Source organism: Mycobacterium sp. 1165178.9 (genome assembly GCF_001673555.1).
In the GTDB taxonomy this organism is placed as follows: Bacteria; Actinomycetota; Actinomycetes; order Mycobacteriales; family Mycobacteriaceae; genus Mycobacterium.
Map to the genome: position 1 here is coordinate 1 of NZ_LZMB01000412.1, position 4,063 is coordinate 4,063.

Genomic DNA, 4,063 nt, shown 5'->3' on the forward strand with positions numbered 1-4,063 from the left:
GCCCAGACCTCCGTAGAGCGCGCCGAGCAGGCCCACGATCACGCCCACCACTCCGCCGCTGAGGCCCTGGGGGTGGTGCAGCTGGTCGCCGAGTACCGGGAACTGGCTAAGGGTGCTGTGCAGCACCTGTGCCTGCAGGTCGGGCCGGCCGGCCAGAACCACCCCCAGGCCGGTGGTCAACAACAGCAGCAGCGGAAACAGCGACACCAGGCCGTAGTAAGTGATCAGCGCGGCGAGGTACCCGCCCTGATCATCGTTGTATTTGTAGGCGACCGCGACTATCACGCCGACGGCTCGATTGCGTCGCTGCAGCCTGTCCAGCCAACCGACCATCGCCGATCACTTCCCCCGCAAGCCGGCATCCAGTTCGATGCGCTCGCCACCTGATACCCGTATTCGGCTGCCATCAACCAGCTTGGGGATCAACGCGTTGGGGTCACGGTCGCGCGGATGCCTATTCTGTGCGGGGTGGCCGAACCGTCTGCAGCGCAGTTGCGCACACAGCTCGACGGACTGACGCTGCGCGACGCCGCCCGGATCGGGCGGCGCCTGAAGAACCTGCGCGGCGCCTCGCCCGAGAAACTACGGCAGCTGGCCGATCAGGTCGCGACGGCGCAGGCGGTGATCGCGACCCGTCTAGCCGCCGTGCCGACGATCAGCTATCCAGACTTGCCGGTCAGCGAACGGCGGCAGGAAATCGCCGAGGCGATACGGGCGCATCAGGTGGTGGTGATCGCCGGGGAAACCGGGTCGGGAAAGACCACCCAGCTGCCCAAGATCTGTCTCGAGGCCGGCCGCGGTATCCGCGGAACCATCGGGCATACCCAGCCCCGCCGGCTGGCCGCCCGCACCGTCGCCCAGCGCATCGCCGACGAGCTGGGCGGCCCGCTCGGCGACGCTGTCGGCTATACCGTGCGCTTCACCGACCAGGTCAGTGACCGCACCCTGATCAAGCTGATGACCGACGGCATCCTGCTCGCCGAGATCCAGCGCGACCGCCGCCTGCTGCGCTACGACACGCTCATCCTCGACGAAGCCCACGAGCGCAGCCTCAACATTGACTTTCTGCTCGGTTACCTGCGGGAATTGCTCCCTCGACGCCCCGATCTGAAGGTGATCATCACCTCGGCGACGATCGAGCCGCAGCGCTTCGCGGCGCACTTCGACAACGCGCCGATCGTCGAGGTGTCCGGGCGGACGTATCCGGTCGAGATGCGCTACCGGCCGCTGGAGGTTGTCGTGCCTTCCGGCTCCGATGACGACCCGGACGACCCGGACCACGAGGTCGTGCGTACCGAGACACGCGACGAGGTCGAGGCGATCGTCGACGCCATCGCTGAGCTCGGAGCCGAGCCGCCGGGCGACATCCTGGTCTTCCTGTCCGGAGAGCGCGAAATCCGCGATACCGCAGAGGCATTGGGCGGACTCAAGCACACCGAGGTACTCCCGCTGTACGCGCGACTGCCCACCGCCGAGCAGCAGAAGGTGTTCGCGCCGCATACCGGGCGCCGCGTCGTGCTGGCGACCAACGTGGCCGAGACGTCGCTGACCGTGCCGGGGATCCGCTACGTCATCGACCCGGGCAACGCCCGCATGTCGCGCTACAGCCGGCGCTTGAAGGTGCAGCGGCTGCCGATCGAGCCCATCTCGCAGGCGTCGGCCGCACAGCGCGCCGGCAGGTGCGGCCGGGTCGCGCCCGGAGTGTGCATCCGGCTCTACTCCGAACAGGATTTCGCGGCGCGCCCGCGCTACACCGAACCGGAGATCCTGCGGACGAACCTGGCCGCCGTCCTGTTGCAGATGGCGGCCCTGCAGCTCGGCGACATCGAAGAATTTCCTTTCCTCGACCCGCCGGACCGCCGTAGCGTTCGCGACGGCGTGCAGCTGCTGGTCGAACTCGGCGCGTTCGACCAGCATGGCGTCATCACCGACCTGGGCCGTCGCCTCGCGCGGCTGCCCGTCGACCCGAGGCTGGGCCGGATGATTCTGCAGGCCCAGACCGAACGATGCGTGCGCGAGGTGCTGGTGTTGGCCGCGGCGCTGACGATCCCGGACCCGAGGGAACGGCCGAGCGACCGCGAGGAGGCAGCCCGCGCAAAGCACGCCCGGTTCGCCGACGAGCACTCCGACTTCATGTCCTACCTCAACCTGTGGCGTTATCTGCGTGAGCAGCGGAAGTCACTGTCCGGCAATGTGTTTCGAAGGATGTGCCGCTCTGAATTCCTGCACTATCTGCGGATCCGCGAATGGCAGGATCTGGTGGGGCAGCTGCGCAGCATCGCGCGCGACTTGGGCATCGTCGAAGACGCCCCATCCGACGAGCCGGCCGACCCGGCGCGGGTGCACGCGGCGCTGCTGGCGGGCCTGTTGTCGCATGTGGGCATGCGCCGTGAAGACACCCGCGAGTATCTGGGCGCGCGCAACTCGCATTTCGTGCTGGCGCCCGGCTCGGCGCTCACCAAACGGCCGCCTCGCTGGGTCGTCGTGGCGGAGCTGGTCGAGACCAGCCGGCTGTACGGGCGGACCGCCGCGCGTATCCAGCCCGAGGTCGTGGAGCGGGTCGCCGGCGACCTGGTGCAGCGCACCTACAGCGAACCCCACTGGGACGCCAAACGCGGCGAGGTGATGGCTTACGAACGGGTGACGTTGTACGGGCTGCCGCTGGTTGCCCGTCGCCGGGTGGGATACGCCAGGGTTGAGCCGGCGGTGGCGCGCGAACTGTTCATCCGCCACGCGCTGGTCGAGGGCCAGTGGCACACCCGCCATCACTTCTTCGCCGACAACGCACGGCTGCGGGCCGAACTCGAGGAGCTGGAGGAGCGAGCGCGCCGCCGCGACCTGCTGATCGGCGACGACGAGATCTACACGATCTACGACGCCCGCATTCCCGGCGACGTCGTTTCCGCGCGGCACTTCGACGCGTGGTGGAAAAGGCAGCGACACAAGACACCGGACCTGCTCACCTTCACCCGCGCCGACCTGCTGCGCACCGACGACACCACAGGCTCGGATCGACCGAACACGTGGCGAACGGATGATCTCGCGCTGCCCCTGACCTACCGGTTTGAGCCCGGCGCCCCCGACGACGGGGTCACGGTGCACGTGCCCATCGAGGTGCTGGCGCGCTTGGGCGGCGACGAGTTCGCCTGGCAGGTGCCCGCGCTACGCGAGGAGCTGGTGACCGCGCTCATCCGGTCACTGCCGAAAGAGTTGCGCCGCAACTTTGTTCCCGCACCCGACACCGCCCGCGCGGTGCTGGCGGCAATCGACCCGAGCGGTGAGCCGATGCTGCCGGCACTGCAACGCGAGTTACGCCGTCGCAGCGGAGTTTTGGTGCCGATCGACGCCTTCGACCTGGACAAGCTGCCGCCGCACCTGCGGGTGACATTCGCGATCGAGGCCGGCGACGGCACCGAGGTGGCCCGTGGCAAGGATCTGCGGACCCTGCAGGAACACCTCACCACACCGGCCCGTAAAGCCGTCGTGCACGCGGTCGGCGAGGAGATGGAGCGAGCGGGCCTGCGCGACTGGCCCGACGACCTCGACGAACTGCCACGCGTCGTCGAACGCACGATTCAGGGACGCACCGTGCGGGGCTTTCCCGCGTTCGTCGAAGCGGGCGGCGCCGTCGACCTTCGCGTGTTCGCCACGGCGGCCGAGCAGGACCAGGCGATGGGACCCGGCATCCGGCGGTTGGTGCGGCTCAGTGTCGCCTCACCGGTCAAAGCCATTGCACGTCAACTCGATCCACGCACCCGGCTGACCCTTGGCACCAACCCGGATGGCGATCTGTCCGCGCTGCTGGACGACTGCGCCGACGCCGCAACCGACGCGCTTGTGGCGGCGCCGGTGTGGACTCGCGCGGAATTCGTCGCGCTGCAACAGCGGGCGGCGGAGTCTCTGCTGCCCACCACCCTCGACATCGTGGGCAGCGTCGAAAAGGTACTGGCCGCCGCTCAGGAGGTGCAACTCCTGATGCCCGCGAATCCGCCGCCCGCCCAGACCGATGCGATCGCCGACATCCGTGCGCAACTGAATCGGTTGTTGCCGGCCGGTTTCGTCG

The 4,063-nt window shown here is 68.6% G+C and carries 1 protein-coding gene and 1 pseudogene; one reads left to right on the plus strand and one right to left on the minus strand.

All coding sequences use genetic code 11. The features are described from left to right. Window positions 1-333 (minus strand): annotated as a pseudogene (locus tag A5652_RS18115) (ribonuclease BN); the annotation flags it as partial. A gap of 135 nt (window positions 334-468) precedes the next feature. Here A5652_RS18115 and hrpA point away from each other — a divergent pair. Further along, the coding region (hrpA, locus tag A5652_RS18120) for an ATP-dependent RNA helicase HrpA (RefSeq protein ID WP_067354418.1) at window positions 469-4,063 on the plus strand (3,595 nt) is incomplete at its 3' end.